9 protein-coding genes are annotated in these 15,268 nt (G+C 63.7%); 7 read left to right on the top strand and 2 right to left on the bottom strand.

The window, feature by feature from the left end:
- The first annotated feature begins 200 nt into the window (after nucleotides 1–200).
- Genes POS15_RS02805 through POS15_RS02795 form a run of 3 tightly spaced genes read left to right on the top strand, consistent with a single transcriptional unit; the run spans nucleotide 201 to nucleotide 1,477 of the window.
- Complete coding sequence (locus tag POS15_RS02805; protein ID WP_284128924.1) at nucleotides 201–878, top strand: dienelactone hydrolase family protein; 678 nt, start codon at nucleotides 201–203, stop codon at nucleotides 876–878.
- A complete protein-coding gene (locus tag POS15_RS02800) occupies nucleotides 875–1,297 on the top strand; it encodes an HIT family protein (RefSeq protein WP_019182648.1) in 423 nt (140 codons plus the stop codon). Before POS15_RS02805 ends, POS15_RS02800 begins: the two co-directional genes overlap by 4 nt.
- Nucleotides 1,298–1,312: 15 nt before the next feature.
- Complete coding sequence (locus POS15_RS02795) at nucleotides 1,313–1,477, top strand: DUF5668 domain-containing protein (protein ID WP_167390309.1); 165 nt, start codon at nucleotides 1,313–1,315, stop codon at nucleotides 1,475–1,477.
- 228 nt (nucleotides 1,478–1,705) lie between these two features.
- Here POS15_RS02795 and dcd read toward each other — a convergent pair whose 3' ends face one another.
- Both dcd and apbC read right to left on the bottom strand, forming a co-directional pair.
- Complete coding sequence (gene dcd, locus POS15_RS02790) at nucleotides 1,706–2,278, bottom strand: dCTP deaminase (RefSeq protein WP_019182646.1); 573 nt, start codon at nucleotides 2,276–2,278, stop codon at nucleotides 1,706–1,708.
- A 184-nt stretch (nucleotides 2,279–2,462) separates the two neighbouring features.
- The gene (apbC, locus tag POS15_RS02785; RefSeq protein ID WP_087947494.1) at nucleotides 2,463–3,305 is read right to left on the bottom strand and encodes an iron-sulfur cluster carrier protein ApbC; all 843 of its coding nucleotides are present in this window, start codon (nucleotides 3,303–3,305) and stop codon (nucleotides 2,463–2,465) included.
- A gap of 219 nt (nucleotides 3,306–3,524) precedes the next feature.
- Between apbC and POS15_RS02780 the strand changes: the two genes are divergently transcribed.
- The 4 genes from POS15_RS02780 (at nucleotide 3,525) to POS15_RS02765 (ending at nucleotide 15,106) form a co-directional block, all read left to right on the top strand.
- Nucleotides 3,525–6,326, top strand: coding sequence for a TonB-dependent receptor (locus POS15_RS02780; RefSeq protein WP_046273250.1), 2,802 nt, complete (start codon nucleotides 3,525–3,527; stop codon nucleotides 6,324–6,326).
- Between the two features lie 421 nt (nucleotides 6,327–6,747).
- The gene (locus POS15_RS02775) at nucleotides 6,748–9,555 is read left to right on the top strand and encodes a TonB-dependent receptor (RefSeq protein ID WP_026069695.1); all 2,808 of its coding nucleotides are present in this window, start codon (nucleotides 6,748–6,750) and stop codon (nucleotides 9,553–9,555) included.
- 408 nt (nucleotides 9,556–9,963) lie between these two features.
- A complete protein-coding gene (locus tag POS15_RS02770) occupies nucleotides 9,964–12,777 on the top strand; it encodes a TonB-dependent receptor (RefSeq protein ID WP_284128923.1) in 2,814 nt (937 codons plus the stop codon).
- A gap of 220 nt (nucleotides 12,778–12,997) precedes the next feature.
- On the top strand, nucleotides 12,998–15,106 hold the full coding sequence (locus POS15_RS02765; RefSeq protein ID WP_174704342.1) for a M13-type metalloendopeptidase: 2,109 nt from the start codon (nucleotides 12,998–13,000) through the stop codon (nucleotides 15,104–15,106).
- The last annotated feature ends 162 nt before the right edge of the window (nucleotides 15,107–15,268 follow it).

Genomic DNA, 15,268 nt, shown 5'->3' with positions numbered 1-15,268 from the left:
TCGCAAGGACTCTGGGGGCCTGGGCCCATGCCGGAATGGCGTGGGGACCTGGGGCCGGAAACGGCGGCAAGTATACCGGCGTTCAGCCCGCGCCCCTGAACCGGATCGGGTCGATCCCGCCAGATACCGCATGCCCGCTGACATCACGCTAACCCGCGCGGGGCCGATAATGAATGCCTGAACCAACGGAGTCTCACACCATGGGTGAGTGGATCACGCTCGATACGCATTACGGACCGGTCCGCGCCTGGCAGGCAACGCCGGCAGGCAAACCGCGCGGGGGCCTGGTGGTGATCCAGGAGATTTTCGGCGCCAACCCGCACATCCGCGCGGTGGCCGACGACTATGCCGCCAAGGGCTATGCGGTGCTGGCCCCCTCGTTCTTCGACCTGGCCGAGTCGGCCCCGGACGGGACCGAACCGCCGGAACTGCCTTACGACAGTGAAGGCGTGGCCGCCGGCCTGCAGATGGTGGACGAACTCGGGGTGGAAAAAGCGCTGGAGATCGTCCGGGCCGCCGCGTCGCGGCTGGCACCGGCTGGCAAGGTCGGCACGGTGGGCTACTGCTGGGGCGGCAGCATCGCCCTGCTCTCCGCGCTGCGCCTGGGCCTGCCCTCAGTCAGCTATTACGGCGCCCGCAATGTGAAGTACCTGGACGAAGCGCCCAAGGCGCCGGTCATGTTCCACTTCGGCGCCCAGGACAAGAGCATCCCGCCTGAAGCGATCAAGGCCCACCGCGAGAAGCTGCCGCAGATGGCCACGTTCGTCTACCCGGCCGATCATGCCTTCAACCGCAGCGTCGGACATGCGTATGATCCAGACAGCGCCCACCTGGCGCTGGAACGCACCCTGGACTTCTTTGCGGAGCATCTTGGATGAGCGAGTTCGAACTGGATTCACGCCTGGCCACCGACAGCGTACTGGTAGCAGAAGGGCCGTTATCGCAAGTGCGATTGATGAACGATGAAAGGTATCCCTGGCTGATCCTGGTCCCACGCCTGAGTGGCGTGACCGAATGGATCGACCTGGATGGCGAGCAGCAGGACAAGCTGCGGACCGAGTTGAACCGGGCGTGCAAGGCGCTCAAGGGCACCGATGGGGTCGAGAAGATCAACATCGGCTCGCTGGGCAACATCGTGCGCCAGCTGCATTTCCATGTGATCGGGCGCCATGTCGGCGATCCGGCATGGCCGGGCCCGGTCTGGGGCCAGGGGCAGGCACACCGTTTTGACCCGGAGGTGCTGGCCGAGCGTGTCGCACTCTGGAAGGAACGGCTAGGATATTCGCCCCAGCCCTAGCGGACCCTGCCCCTGATGCGTTCCAACCTTGTCGCCGCCATCGTCCTGATCCTTGTCGGCCTGTTCCTGCTGGCCAGCAATCTGGGCTGGACCAACATGAACATGGGAAAGCTGATCCTCACCTGGTGGCCGGTCGTGCTGGTGGCGGTGGGCATCGGCCTGCTGTTCGGCCGCAAGTAGAGCGGACCGTTGGTCCGCTGCTTTTTGGCCCGCTGCTTTTGGGTCACCACGCCGCACGTCGGACCAAGCCACAAAAAAAGCGCGGAGTACTCCGCGCTTTTTTTGTGGTCGCCCCTTGATGGGTAACGGTAACCGCAGAAGCAGCCGACCAACGGTCGGCTCTACCAGGCGCGGACGCGGCAGCACGCCCGGGGATCGATCAGGTGCGCCGCGCCACCGGCGTGATCATCAGGTCCGCGGCAGCGTGACGCCGGTCTGGCCCTGGTACTTGCCACCGCGGTCCTTGTAGGACGTCTCGCAGATATCGTCCTTGTCGGCCTGGAAGAACAGCATCTGGGCCACGCCTTCGTTGGCATAGATGCGCGCCGGCAGCGGCGTGGTGTTGCTGAATTCCAGGGTCACATGCCCTTCCCACTCCGGCTCCAGCGGGGTCACGTTGACGATGATGCCGCAGCGCGCGTAGGTGCTTTTGCCCAGGCACACCACGAGCGTGTCGCGCGGGATGCGGAAGTACTCCACGGTGCGCGCCAGCGCGAAGCTGTTGGGCGGGATGATGCACTCATCACCCACGATGTCCACGAAGCTGCCCGGGTCGAAGTGCTTCGGGTCGACGATGGTGGAGTTGATGTTGGTGAACACCTTGAACTCGCGCGAGCAACGGACGTCGTAGCCGTAGCTGGAGGTGCCGTAGCTGACGATGCGCTGGCCATTGGCCTGCTTGACCTGGCCAGCTTCGAACGGCTCGATCATGCCGTGCTGCTCGGCCATCTGACGGATCCAGCGGTCACTCTTGATGCTCATGGGGGGGGTCCTGGGTGCGGAAGGAACAACGGCACCGCCAATGGGCGCCCGGGTGTCGATTCTAAACAGCGGCCCCGGCCGCGACCAGCGTCGAAGCCGTCGCGGCACTGCCTGGCCACTGAGGCCTGGAAACGAACAGGCCCGGCGGGGGCCGGGCCTGGACAATACGGGGGCGTTCCCGCGCTCAGATCAACGAGGACAGGATCGGGATGGCTGCCCGCGGCCGCTTGGCCACTTCCTCGATCAACCGCTCGGCCGCGCGCAGGTAGGCCTGGGCCGCAGAAGACGCCGGCGCGGCAGCAGTGATCGGCGTACCGGCATCGCCCTGCTCGCGGATGCCGATCTCCAGCGGCAGCGACCCCAGCAGCGGCACCCCGTACTGGGCGGCCATGCGCTCGCCACCGCCCTCACCGAACAGATGCTCGACCTGGCCGCAGTTGCTGCAGGTATGCACGGCCATGTTCTCGACGATGCCCAGCACCGGCACCTCCACCTTCTCGAACATCTTCAGCGCCTTTTTCGCGTCCAGCGTGGCGATGTCCTGCGGCGTGGTGACGATCACCGCGCCGGCCAGCGGAATCTTCTGGGTCAGGGTGAGCTGGATGTCGCCGGTGCCCGGCGGCAGATCGATCAGCAGGTAATCCAGGTCGTCCCACAGCGTGTCATTGAAGAACTGCGTCATCGCCGAGGTGGCCATCGGCCCGCGCCAGATCATCGGCGTCTCGTCCTCGATCAGGTAACCGATCGACATGGTCTCCACCCCGAACGCGCGCATCGGCTCGATCGACTTGTTGTCCGGGCTTTCCGGACGGCCACTCAGACCGAGCATGGCGGGCACGCTGGGGCCGTAGATATCGGCATCCAGCAGGCCCACGCGCGCGCCGAGCGCGGCAAGTGCGACGGCCAGGTTGACCGCGGTGGTGGACTTGCCGACCCCGCCCTTGCCCGACCCCACTGCGATCACGTTGCGCACGCGCGGATGCGGCGACAACCCCTTCTGCACTTGGCTGGCGTGGGGACGACGCACTTGGCTGGCAGTCACTGCGGGCACTCCGGGAACACAACAATTGGACGCAACACTATACAGCCTTGACTGCACCTGACTGAAAATCCCGATTGCTACGAAACCATGCAATTTTCGTTAAGTTCATGTTACGGTCGAAACGCACTACGTTGAGCGTTTTCCGCGCGTTCCGGGAGGGAATCATTGGCGTCAGTGCTTTCTGTTTTGTTCTATGGACTATCAATGAATTACAGCACCACCGCACGTCGCAACACGCTCGCCGCTGCACTGTTCTCCGCCCTGATCGCCACCGCAGCCGCTCCGGCCATGGCACAGGATAAAGCCACGACGCTGGACAAAGTCACCGTCACCGGCTCGCTGATTCCGCAGACCGATATCGAAACCCAGACGCCGGTGATGTCCATCACCGCGCAGGACATCCAGACCCGCGGCTTCACCAGCGTGGCCGAAGTCCTCCAGCAGTCCTCGCTGACCACCGGCGGCCTCCAGGGCGGCCAGACCTCGGCGTCCTTCACCCAGGGCGCGGAAGCCTCGGGCATGTTCGGCCTGAACCCGGGTTACACCAAGTACCTGATCAACGGCCGTCCGATGATGTCGTATCCGGCGCTGTACAACGGCGGCGATACGTTCAACAACATCAGCGGCATTCCGATCGACATCGTCGAGCGCATTGAAGTCCTGCCGGGCGGCCAGTCGTCGCTGTACGGTTCGGACGCCATCGCCGGCGTGGTCAACATCATCCTCAAGGAACGCATGGACGGTGGCAGCATCTCCGTGCGCGGCGGCACCTACACCGAAGGTGGCGGCAACAGCGTTCGCTTCAGCGGCGCGCACGGTTTCAGCGCGTTCGATGACCGCTTCAACGCACTGGTCAACGTGCAGATCGAGTCGAGCAACCCGATCTGGGGCTACCAGCGCGACCTGACCCGCACCACCAATGCCAACGGCTACACCGCGCAGCTGCCGAGCAACGATTTCGCCGTCATCGACGCCGATACCAACCGCCTGTACATGATGGACCCGAACAACTGCGCCAACGTGGCCAGCCAGTTCGGTGGCACCACCGTGTTGGGCACCCGCCCGACCGGCCAGTCGTGCGGCACCTACTTCGGCGCCGGCTACAAGACGCTCAAGAACGGCAAGGACAGCGGCCAGTTCTATTCGGCGATGACCTTCGACGTCAACGACAACCTGCAGCTGTTCGCCGACGTGCTGTACAGCAAGGAAAAGACCGAGTACACCTCCGGTTCGAGCTACCTGTGGTGGGGCACCAAGAGCGGCATGGGCGGCTTCTACGACCAGTCCTCGGGCAAGGTGGTGAACCTGCAGCGCGCGTTCGCCCCGGAAGACATCGGTGGCCAGGGCTACAACGACGTCCTCAACAGTGACGAGAGCCGCTCCTACCAGGTGACCCTGGGCGCGAAGGGCATGGCCGGCAACTGGGACTACAGCGCCAGCTTCACCCGCGGTGAGTACAAGCTCACCGAAAACAAGTTCATGCGTTGGAAGGACCCGATCAACAACTACTTCGCCGAACACGTACTGGGCCCGCAGCTGGGCACCACGGCCGACGGCTGGGGCATCTACAACCCGAACTACGACGCGTTCTACTCGCCGATCTCGCCAGAAGATTTCGCCAGCTTCACCGGCTACGCGACCAACCGCAGCCGTACCTGGCAGAACCTGGGCCGCGTGCAGATCACCAACGGCTCGCTGTTCTCGCTGCCGGGCGGCGATGCCGGCTTCGCCGTGGTGGTTGAAGGTGGCAGCGAAGGCTGGGACTACTCCCCCGACCAGCGCCTGCTGGACGGCCAGGTGTGGGGCTCCTCGGCCGTGGCCGGCAATGGCCACCGCAGCAATTATGCGGTGACCTCCGAACTGCGCATGCCGGTGCTGGAGCAGGTCACGGTGACCGCTTCGGGTCGCTATGACGCGTTCAAGATCGCCGACAACACCGTCGACAAGGCTACCTACAGCCTGGGCCTGGAATACCGCCCGATCGACAGCCTGCTGTTCCGCGGCAAGTACGGCACTGCCTTCCGCGCACCGACCCTGTCCGATGCCTTCCAGGGCAAGAGCGGGTACTACGCGGCCAACTCGACCGACTACTACCGTTGCGGCACCCTGGGCTATGCACCGGGCAACACCGCCGACTGCCGTTACCACGACAACGTCTCGGTGTACTCCGAGCGCGCCGGCAACCCGGACCTGGAGCCGATCACGGCCGACGTCTGGAATGCAGGCGTGGTCTGGGCACCGATGGCGAACCTCTCCATCTCGGCCGACTACTACAACTGGAAGATCGAGAACGAAGTCGATACGGCCAGCACCGACCAGCTTCTGCTGGCCGAGTACTACTGCCGCAACGGCCTGCCCAACGGCTCTTCGGCCAGCTGCCAGAATGTGGCCGACTGGGTCGTGCGCGACGCCGCCGGCAACCTGAGCAGCCTGTACACCCCGAAGATGAACGTGGCTCGCCAGAACCTGCAGGCCGTGACGGTCGGCTTCAAGTATCTGCAGGACATCGGCCGCTTCGGCTCGCTGCAGTTCTCGGCCAACTACACCAACATGCTCAAGCGTGAAGTGCAGTCGCAGCCGGGTGAGGAGTTCCAGGATCTGCTGGGCAACCCGATCGCGATGTGGAACTACGACAACTTCGCCAAGGTCCGCAGCGATGCCTCCGTTGGCTGGTCGGTCGACAAGTTCACCACCACGCTGTACGCGAACTACATCGGCAAGACCCCGAACTACCTGGCCGGCATCAACGGCTATGACTACGTCCACCCGGCGTCGGGCAAGGCGGCAGGCAAGTGGGGCTCGTACACCACGTACAACCTGAGCGTGAACTATCGCGCCCAGGATGACCTGACGCTGTCGGTGATGGTCAACAACGTGTTCAACAAGATGCCCGACGGCCAGGCTTACAGCTACCTGGGCACCTCGGGTGCGCCGTACAACACCGGCCTGTACAACGCGTACGGCCGTGCCGTGTACGTCCAGGCCAAGTACGACTTCGGCAAGTAACCGCCGCAGGCCACACCGGCGACCGTGCAGGGCCCTGCCCTGCCGGTTCGCCATCCGGAGCGCCCCGAAAGGGGCGTTTCGCGTTTGTGGGGCTGCCACGTCACCCGCGCCGCCACCGGCGCGAAAGGGGAAGCGAAACCGAAACGACGACCTCGGAAACAGTAATCGTTTTCAACCGCTACCATTCAGCATTGCGCCATCCACTCCGTTGTTACAAATTGTTACATTTTCATACACGACTGATTTTCAAACACTTTTTATCGAACCTCCAGCCTTATGGCCAATGGCTATGTGACTGAGCTGTGTAAGCCTCGTTAAGCCCGTGTTACGTTCGATGACGAAGCACGGAAAGCTTCACACGCAGATGTAATCGCTTCCATGGAAGGCCCTACCCACGTCGACACCGCACTCGGGGATGCCCATGTCTCGCCACAGCTCCACTCTGTCTCGCCACCCGCTGACCGCCGCCGTACTGACCGGCATGCTGCTGACCAGCGCCGTCACCGCCTTTGCCCAGGACACCGGTACCACCAACCTGGACAAGGTCACCGTCACCGGTTCGCTGATCCCGCAGACCGAGATTGAAACCCATACCCCGGTGGTGACCATCACCGCCGAAGACATCCAGACCCGCGGCTTCACCAGCGTGGCCGATGTGCTGCAGCAGTCCTCGCTGACCACCGGCGGCCTGCAGGGCGGCCAGACCTCCGCCTCGTTCACCCAGGGCGCTGAAGCGGCCGGCATGTTCGGCCTGAGCCCGAGCTACACCAAGTACCTGATCAACGGCCGGCCCATGCTGTCCTACCCCGCCCTGTACAACGGCGGCGATACGTTCAACAACATCAGCGGCATCCCGATCGACATCGTCGAGCGCATCGAGATCCTGCCCGGTGGCCAGTCCTCCCTGTACGGCTCGGATGCGATTGCCGGCGTGGTCAACATCATCCTGAAAGAGCGGATGGACGGCAGCGTACTCAACGTGCGCGGCGGCACCTACACCGAAGGCGGCGGCAGCACCTTCCGCGTCAGCGGCGCGACCGGCTTCAACAGCGCCGACGATCGCCTCAACGTGCTGGTCAATGCCCAGTTCGAGTCGAGCAATCCGATCTGGGGCTACCAGCGCGACGTCACCAAGACGACCAATGGCAAGGGCTACACCGCCCAGGTGCCGACCAATGACTTCCTGGTCGTCAATCCGGCGGCCGGCAACGCCTACCTGATGATGGATCCGAACCTGTGCGCCAACGTCGCCGGCCAGTTCGGTGGTACCACCGTGCTCGGCACGCGTGCGGCCGGCCAGTCCTGCGGCTCGATCTACAGCCCGGGCTACAAGACCGTCAAGAACGGCAAGGACAGCGCGCAGGTCTACAGCTCGTTCACCTTCGATGCCAGTGACAGCCTGCAGCTGTTCGGCGACGTGCTGTACAGCTATGAGGACGTGAAGTACGCCACCGGCTCCAACTACACCTGGTGGGGCACGGCCTCCGGTTACGGTCGCTTCTGGGACCAGACCAGCGGCCAGTGGATGAACCTGCAGCGCGCGTTCGCCCCGGAAGACATCAGCGCCAACGGCTACAAGGACATCCTCAACACCGACCGCAACAAGGCTTACCAGGTGACCCTGGGGGGCCGCGGCACGCTGGGCAACTGGGATTACAGCGCCAGCTTCACCCGCGGCGAGTACAAGCTGACCGAGCGCAATTTCGTGCGCTGGGCCGATCCGATCAACAACTACTTCGAAGAGCACGTACTGGGCCCGCAGTTGGGCACCCGCAGCGGCTACGCAGTGTTCGCGCCGAACTGGGACGCATTCTATGCGCCGATCCCGGCCGGCGACTTCGCCACCTTCACCGGTTACACGGAGAGCCAGAGCCGCACGTGGCAGAACCTGGGCCGTTTCCAGCTCACCAACGGCACGCTGTTCTCGCTGCCCGGCGGTGATGCCGGTTTCGCCGTCGTTGCCGAAGCCGGCAGCGAAGGCTGGGATTACACCCCGGACGAGCGCCTGATGGACGGCAGCGTATGGGGCACGACCGCGGTCGCCGGTGCAGGCCATCGCAGCAACTACTCGCTGACCTCCGAGCTGCGCCTGCCGCTGCTCGACTCGCTGACCGTCACCGGTTCGGGCCGCTATGACGCCTTCAAGATCGGTGACAGCACCGTCGACAAGGCAACCTACAGTGTCGGCGTCGAGTTCCGTCCGATCGAGAGCCTGCTGTTCCGCGGCAAGTACGGCACCGCGTTCCGCGCGCCCAGCCTGTCCGATGCGTTCCAGGGCCTGAGCGGCTACTACGCCAACGGCTCCACCGACTACTACCGCTGCGGCCAGCTCGGCTATGCGCCGACCGATACCACCGGCTGCGCCTATGACAGCGTCTCGGTGTTCGGCCAGCGTGCCGGCAACCCGGACCTGGAACCGATCACCGCCGATGTGTGGAATGCCGGCGTGGTCTGGGCACCGTTGAGCAACCTGTCCTTCTCGGTCGATTACTACAACTGGAAGATCAAGAACGAAGTCGACACGCTGAGCTCGGACCAGCTGCTGCTGGCCGAGTACTACTGCCGCAACGGCCTGGTCAACAACACCTCGGCCAGCTGCGACAATGTCAACGAGTGGATCACCCGTGATGCGTCCGGCGTTCTGGACGAGATCTACACCCCGAAGATGAACGTGGCCAGCCAGAACCTGCAGGCCATCACCGCCAGTGCCAAGTACGTGCAGGAACTGGGTCGTTTCGGTGCACTGCAGTTCTCCACCAACTACACCAACATGATCAAGCGCGAGCTGCAGCCGCAGCCGGGCGATGAATACCTGGACCTGCTGCGCGATCCGTACAACATGTGGATCTACGACTCCTACGCCAAGGTGCGCGCCGATGGCTCGCTGGCCTGGGCCTTGGACAAGTGGACCACCACGCTGTACTTCAACTATGTCGGCAAGACCCCGAACTACCTGGCTTACGCCGGCAACGGCTATGACTACGTGCACCCCTCGGGCGCCAAGGCTGGCAAGTGGGGTTCGTACACCACCTACAACCTGAGCGTGAACTACCGGGCAGCGGAGAACATGACCTTCTCGGTCATGGTCAACAATGTGTTCAACAAGATGCCCGACAACCAAGCGAGCAACTACCCGGGCACCTCCGGTACGCCTTACAACAATTACTTCTACAACATCTACGGCCGGGCCGTGTATGTGCAGGCCAAGTATGAATTTGGCGGGAAGTAACACCATAGCCACTCAGCGCTGACACCAGAAAGCCCCGCCGAAAGGCGGGGCTTTTTTCATGCGGCATCGCACATTCGGAATGCGATTACCGGTTTCATCCCACTTGTTAATCACGCCCCGGTTCAGCAGTCAGGCCGCAGCGCAATATGAATAAAGTTTCATGTTCATCCAGCCCATTGTTTTTCAAGATATTTCAATAACGCCTCGCCTTCGCCGCAGACAGGCCGAGGCCATTCAGCGTATTTCACGTTAAGCGCGTGTTACGTTCGCGGCACGCCGGTACGGACTGAACGCAGAATGAAACACCCAAGGACGGCCATGCAGGCCTGATACCGGATCGTTGTTGCACGCAATCAAGAGGTCCCACGGAAGGGAAAGCCACGACATCACCACTACATGGGGTTGCACATGTCTCGCCAAGGTAATTCGATCTCGCGTCATCCGCTTGCCGCCGCCGTCCTCACCGGCCTGCTGCTCACCAGCGCCACCGTCTTCGCACAGGACAACGCCGCCACCAATCTCGACCGCGTCACCGTCACCGGGTCCTTGATCCCGCAGACCGAGATCGAGAACCACACACCGGTGCTGACCGTCACCGCCGAGGACATCCAGACCCGCGGCTTCACCAGCATCTCCGAGGTGCTGCAGCAGTCTTCGCTGACCACTGGCGGCCTGCAGGGCGGCCAGACCGCCGCCTCCTTCACCCAGGGTGCCGAAGCGGCCGGCATGTTCGGCCTGGACCCGGGCTACACCAAATACCTGATCAACGGCCGGCCGATGCTGCAGTACCCGGCGCTGTACAACGGCAGCGACGCGTTCAACAACCTCAGCGGCATTCCGATCGACATCGTCGAGCGCATCGAGATCCTGCCCGGCGGCCAGTCCTCGCTGTACGGCTCTGACGCCATCGCCGGCGTGGTCAACATCATCCTCAAGGAGCGCATGGATGGCGGCGTGCTCAATGTCCGCGGCGGCGCCACCACCGAAGGCGGCGGCAACAACATCCGCGTCAGCGGCGCCAGGGGCTTCAACAGCGCCGATGACCGCTTCAATGCACTGGTCAACGTGCAGTACGAAAAGAGCAACCCGATCTGGGGCTACCAGCGCGACCTGACCCGCACCAACAACCGCATCGGCTACAGCGCGCAGGTGCCCGCCAACGATTTCCTGGTCTATCTGCCCGCCGACAACAACGCGTTCGTGATGATGGACCCGACCCGTTGCGCCAGCGTCGCCGGTCAGTTCGGCGGCACCACCGTGCTGGGCACGCGCGCGGCCGGCGAGTCCTGCGGCTCGGCCTACGGCGCCGGCTACCGCACGCTGAAGAACGACAAGGAGAGCAGCCAGTTCTACAGCTCGATGACGTTCGATGTGAACGACAACTTCACCCTGTTCGCCGATGCGCTGTACAGCCTGGAAGAGGTCAAGTACACGCCGGGTTCGGGGTATACGTTCTGGGGCAGCGACCTGAGCTTCGGCGCGTTCTATGACCAGGACACCGATCAGTACATGAACCTGCAGCGCGCGTTCGCGCCTGAGGACATCGGGCCGAACGGCTACAAGGACATCCTCAACACCGACCGCAACAAGGCCTACCAGGTCACCCTGGGCGGGCGTGGCACGTTCGGCAACTGGGATTACAGCGCCAGCTTCAGCCGCGGCGAATACAAGCTGACCGAGCGCGGCTTCGTGCGCTGGGCCGATGACATCGACAGCTACTTCGAGAACCGCGTGCTCGGCCCGGTGCTGGGCACCACCGATGACGGCTACAACATCTACAGCCCGAACTGGGGCGCGTTCTATTCGCAGCTGCCAGCCGGCGATTTCCAGACCTTCACCGGCTACACCTACAACCAGAGCAAGACCTGGCAGAACCTGGGCCGCTTCCAGCTCACCAACGGCTCGCTGTTCACCCTGCCCGGTGGCGATGCAGGCTTTGCCGTGGTCGCCGAAGCCGGCAGCGAAGGCTGGGACTACCGTCCGGATGAGCGCTTGATGGACGGCAGCGTGTGGGGCACCACCTCGGTGGCCGGTAATGGCCATCGCAGCAACTACGCGGTGACCTCCGAACTGCGCCTGCCGCTGATCGACTCGCTCACCGTGACCGGCTCGGGTCGCTACGACGCCTACAAGATCGCCAACAACACCGTCGACAAGGCCACCTACAGCGTCGGCGTGGAGTTCCGTCCGATCGAAAGCCTGCTGTTCCGTGGCAAGTACGGCACCGCGTTCCGTGCGCCGACCCTGCCCGACGCCTTCCAGGGCGAGAGCGGTTACTACGCCAACGGCGCGGTCGATTACTACCGTTGCGGCCAGCTCGGCTACGCCCCGGCCGATACCCTCGCCTGCCCGTACGGCAACGAGTCGGTGTTCGGCGTGCAGGCCGGCAACACGGAGCTGGAACCGATCACCGCCGATGTCTGGAACGCCGGCGTGGTCTGGGCACCGATGAACAACCTCTCGGTCTCGGTGGACTACTACAACTGGAAGATCGACAACGAAGTCGACACCCTGAGCTCGGACCAGCTGCTGCGCGCGGAGTACTACTGCCGCAATGGCCAGGGCAACCCGACCTCGGCCAGCTGCGAGAACGTCGCTGACTGGATCACCCGCGATGCGGCCGGCAACATCGAGCAGATCTTCACGCCCAAGCTCAACGTCGCGCGCCAGAACCTGCAGGCCCTGACGGCCAGCTTCAAGTACGTGCAGGACATCGGCCGCTTCGGCTCGCTGCAGTTCGCCAGCAACTACACCAACATCCTCAAGCGCGAGCTGCAGCCGCAGCCGGGCGACGACTATCTGGATCTGCTGCGCGACCCGTATGCGATGTGGTACTACGACGCCTACGCCAAGGTCCGTACCGATGGTTCGGTGGGCTGGGCCAAGGACCGCTGGACCACCACGCTGTACTTCAACTACATCGGCAAGACGCCGAACTACATGTCCTACCTGGGCGAGAGCTTCGACTACGTCCACCCGTCCGGTTACAAAGCCGGCAAGTGGGGCTCCTACACCACCTACAACCTCAGTGTGAACTACCGGGCGCTGGACAACCTGACCCTGTCGCTGATGGTCAACAACGTCTTCAACAAGATGCCCGACGGCCAGGCCCACAGCTACGCCGGCAATATCGCCTCGCCGTACAACAGCAGCATCTACAACCCGTACGGACGCGCGGTGTATGTGCAGGCCAAGTACGATTTCGGCACCAAAGCCAACTGAGCCAGACCCGGGCTGACACCCCCAGGCCCCGCCGCAAGGCGGGGCTTTTCCTTGGCCGCTGCCGGCCGGGGCCACGTCCGCAGTTGACCGGATCAGGCCTCTTGCCATCGGCCATGACCTTCGACACCCTTGCAGGCCGGGCCGGCGGCGTATCGTCTGGCCCACAGGCTCTTCGGGGCCATTCCTGCACGACTTTTCCGGCCTGGAGGCCAATCACGTGATCGCACGTACACCCAAACTGGTACTGCTGACCCTGGCCGTTTCGGCCGCGCTGGTCGGCTGCGGCAAGAACGAAACCCCGGCCACGGACAGCGCAGCCTCCACTGCCGCGCCGGCGGCCCCGGCCGCCACCGAGTACAAGCTCGACGAGAGCAAGCTGCCGGCCTACAACGCCTTCCACCCGTCCGATCTGGACACCAGCATGGACGCCTGTGGCGCGTTCGGTGACTACGTCAACAGCAAGTGGCTGGCCGCCAATGAGATCCCGGCCGACCGCACCAGCTGGGGCGCCTTTACCATCCTGGACGAGCGTTCGGTCGCCGTGCAGCACCAGCTCGCCGAGCAGGTCGCGGCGGTCAAGAACCCGGCCGGCATCGAGAAGATCGTCGGCGACTTCTGGGCCACTGGCATGGACGAGGCCAAGATCAACGCCCAGGGGATCGAGCCGATCAAGGCCGACCTGGCCGCCATTGACGGCCTGCAGGACAAGGATGCGATCGCCAACTACCTGCGCACCAGCGCCGCCAAGGGCGAGAACGTGCTGTTCGGCTTCGGTCCGGAAGCGGACTTCAAGAATTCCAGCATGAACCTGGCCTACGCCAGCCAGGGCGGCCTGGGCCTGCCGGACACCACCTATTACACCGACGCCAAGAACGCCGACAAGCTCAAGGCTTACCAGGCCCACGTGGCCAAGGTGCTGGAACTGGCCGGCGTGGCCACGGCCGACGCTGAGAAGCAGGCCGCCGATGTGGTCAAGTTCGAAACGCGCCTGGCCAAGGCGTCCAAGTCCAGCGTCGAGCTCTCGCGCGATGTCTCGCTGTTCTACAACCCGGTCACCGTGGCCGACGCGGACAAGCTGACCCCGAACTTCAGCTGGACCGAATTCTTCAAGGCCCAGGGCATCGCCGCGCCGGAGAAGTTCTCGCTGGCCATGCCCAGCTTCCACCAGGAAGTGAGCAAGGCACTGGGCGATACCGATCCGTCGGTGTGGCGTGCCTACCTGCGCTTCCACACCGTGGACAGCGCCTCGCCGTACCTGGCCGATGCCTTCGTCAATGAGAACTACAACTTCTACGGCAAGACCCTGAACGGTCAGAAGGAGCAGAAGCCGCGCTGGAAGCGCGTGCTGGGCACCATCGAAAACGATGCCGGTGATGCGTTCGGCCAGCTGTACGTGAAGGTCGCCTTCTCGCCCGAAGCCAAGGCCAAGATGGAAGAACTGGTCAAGAACCTGGCCGCCGCCCTCAAGGAGCGCATCCAGGGCCTGACCTGGATGAGCGATGAGACCAAGGCCAAGGCCATCGCCAAGTGGGAAACCTTCACCCCGAAGATCGGCTACCCGGACAAGTGGCGTGACTGGAGCGGCCTGACCACCGGCCGCGACAGCTACCTGGGCAACGTCCGCGCCGCCAATGCGTTCAACTACAAGTTCGCGCTGTCCAAGATCGGCCAGCCGGTGGACAAGACCGAGTGGGGCATGACCCCGCAGACGGTCAATGCCTACTACAACCCGCTGCAGAACGAGATCGTCTTCCCGGCCGCCATCCTGCAGCCGCCGTTCTTCGACCCCAAGGCCGATGACGCGCTGAACTACGGCGGCATCGGTGCGGTGATCGGCCACGAAATGACCCATGGTTACGACGACCAGGGCAGCCGCTTCGGGCCGACCGGCAACTTCGAGAACTGGTGGACCGAGGCGGACACCAAGAACTTCAGCGGCCTGACCGGCAAGCTGATCAAGCAGTTCGACGGTTACAAGGTGGACGGCCAGCCGGTCAACGGCAAGCTGACCCTGGGCGAGAACATCGCCGACCTGGGTGGCCTGGCCACCGCCTACGACGCCCTGCAGAAGGCCTCGGCCGGCAAGGAAGATCCGAAGGTCGACGGCTTCACCCGTGACCAGCGCTTCTTCTTCAACTGGGCCACCGTGTGGCGCACCAAGTACACCCCGGAGAACATGAAGGTCCGTCTGGCGACCGACCCGCATGCCCCGGCGCAGTTCCGCGCGATGGGTGCCCCGTCGAACCTGCCCACCTTCGCCGCGGCGTTCCAGTGCAAGGCCGGCTCGCCGATGGTGCGCGCTGGCGACCAGCAGGTCGTGATCTGGTAACAAGCGCCCTTTATTGAGCGTTGCCCATGCAAAGGCCCGGGGAAACCCGGGCCTTTGTCGTTTTCCCGATCTACGGCCGCATGCGTAACGAACGGGTGTTTTTGTCTCTGATGTAAAAATTGAATGACAGAATTGTTGCAACCAGGTGGTTTATTTGATATT

Origin of the sequence: Stenotrophomonas sp. BIO128-Bstrain (assembly GCF_030128875.1) — a bacterium.
GTDB classification, from domain to species: Bacteria; Pseudomonadota; Gammaproteobacteria; order Xanthomonadales; family Xanthomonadaceae; genus Stenotrophomonas; species Stenotrophomonas bentonitica_A.
This window is presented reverse-complemented; position numbering and strand designations above follow the sequence as displayed.

Excerpts from the sequence above, each read along its gene's own strand:
- POS15_RS02805 (WP_284128924.1), top strand. The coding sequence starts at position 201 with ATGGGTGAGTGGATCACGCTCGATACGCATTACGGACCGGTCCGCGCC.
- POS15_RS02800 (WP_019182648.1), top strand. The coding sequence starts at position 875 with ATGAGCGAGTTCGAACTGGATTCACGCCTGGCCACCGACAGCGTACTG.
- POS15_RS02795 (WP_167390309.1), top strand. The coding sequence starts at position 1,313 with ATGCGTTCCAACCTTGTCGCCGCCATCGTCCTGATCCTTGTCGGCCTG.
- dcd (WP_019182646.1), bottom strand. The coding sequence starts at position 2,278 with ATGAGCATCAAGAGTGACCGCTGGATCCGTCAGATGGCCGAGCAGCAC.
- POS15_RS02780 (WP_046273250.1), top strand. The coding sequence starts at position 3,525 with ATGAATTACAGCACCACCGCACGTCGCAACACGCTCGCCGCTGCACTG.
- POS15_RS02775 (WP_026069695.1), top strand. The coding sequence starts at position 6,748 with ATGTCTCGCCACAGCTCCACTCTGTCTCGCCACCCGCTGACCGCCGCC.
- POS15_RS02770 (WP_284128923.1), top strand. The coding sequence starts at position 9,964 with ATGTCTCGCCAAGGTAATTCGATCTCGCGTCATCCGCTTGCCGCCGCC.